3 protein-coding genes are annotated in these 1,009 nt (G+C 32.5%); 1 reads left to right on the top strand and 2 read right to left on the bottom strand.

Translation table 11 applies throughout. The features are described from left to right. Window positions 1-201: 201 nt before the first annotated feature. Window positions 202-273: a type I toxin-antitoxin system Fst family toxin gene (locus GE300_RS22060; RefSeq protein ID WP_106873653.1), complete on the bottom strand. Its 72-nt coding sequence runs from the start codon at window positions 271-273 to the stop codon at window positions 202-204. Between the two features lie 148 nt (window positions 274-421). On the opposite strand from GE300_RS22060, the gene GE300_RS22055 reads away from it, so the two are divergent. Further along, window positions 422-607: a hypothetical protein gene (locus GE300_RS22055; RefSeq protein WP_000466617.1), complete on the top strand. Its 186-nt coding sequence runs from the start codon at window positions 422-424 to the stop codon at window positions 605-607. A 218-nt stretch (window positions 608-825) separates the two neighbouring features. On the opposite strand, the gene GE300_RS23475 is transcribed toward GE300_RS22055, so the two are convergent. Further along, a partial coding sequence (locus GE300_RS23475; protein ID WP_456064542.1) for a hypothetical protein occupies window positions 826-1,009 on the bottom strand: 184 nt, incomplete at its 5' end.

Here is a 1,009-nt window from a genome sequence, read left to right as displayed (position 1 = left end):
AAAAAGGAAAGTATTTTTACGACACCTTGAAATGTATTGATAAGAATAGAAGAGTTTACAAAAGGCAATATGAAATATATACTAAAAGTAACAAGAATTTCGTTTGTAAACGCACCAAACCCCGAACTATTCGCCGTAGTTCGGGGTTTTTTGGTGAATTGGCTTTAATCGTCCATATTATTTTTTATCACGTTTATGGAGCTAATAACCAAATAACGTAACGAGACAACCACTGATTGCCGTTGTCATGATGTGAACAAGAATTTCATTCATAAATCGCACCTCCTCTCTACGCCGAATTGACATCTGAGAGATAGACGACCTTCACATTATAACAAATCTCTCCTTCCATGAAATAACATGAATATTAATAAATGTTGTTATATATTAAAGATAAATAAATATAAGGGTGGGATTGATAATGTTTGGCGATCAAAGACAAGAAGCTACAAAATATGTCATTAAAGAAGGTTATCAAGATATTTATTTCCTCAACAAAAACGGGGAATGGTATTATTTCGAAGTAAGAAGTGCCTGGCGTGGCAAACATATTATTAGAGTTAAAGATGGTTTGTTAGGTTGGAGAAAAGAAATAGTAACTGAATAAAGATACAAAATACTTGCCAATGCAAAAGAATGAAAACGCGTCAAATCAACGATGTATAAAAGATGCATAAAAGATAATGAAAGTAAAAAGCCATAAATGCCGTCATATAGGCATTTATGGCTTTTTGTTTGGTTAATATAATCGATGATTATCAGAAGTTCAATTCACATAAAAAAGCACGGCTAATTTATGAACTTGTCGTACCTTTTTAATTAAAATTAGTTACCAAATAGACGACTCCAAAACCCCTTTTTAGCTTCCGTTTCTTCACTCTTTTCTTCTATATCACTATCATTGTCATTTGGATTAGCTGAAACGTCTTCTCTTTGTGCTTCTTCACCTTGTGTACTTTCGTCGCTTTGACTTCCTGATATATCCTTATATTGAATTTCTGTTTCTTTA

Source organism: Halovulum marinum, from assembly GCF_009697225.1.
Lineage (GTDB): Bacteria > Pseudomonadota > Alphaproteobacteria > Rhodobacterales > Rhodobacteraceae > Halovulum > Halovulum marinum.
The sequence above is the reverse complement of the archived record's forward strand: the minus strand, read 5'-3'. Positions and strand labels throughout refer to the sequence as shown.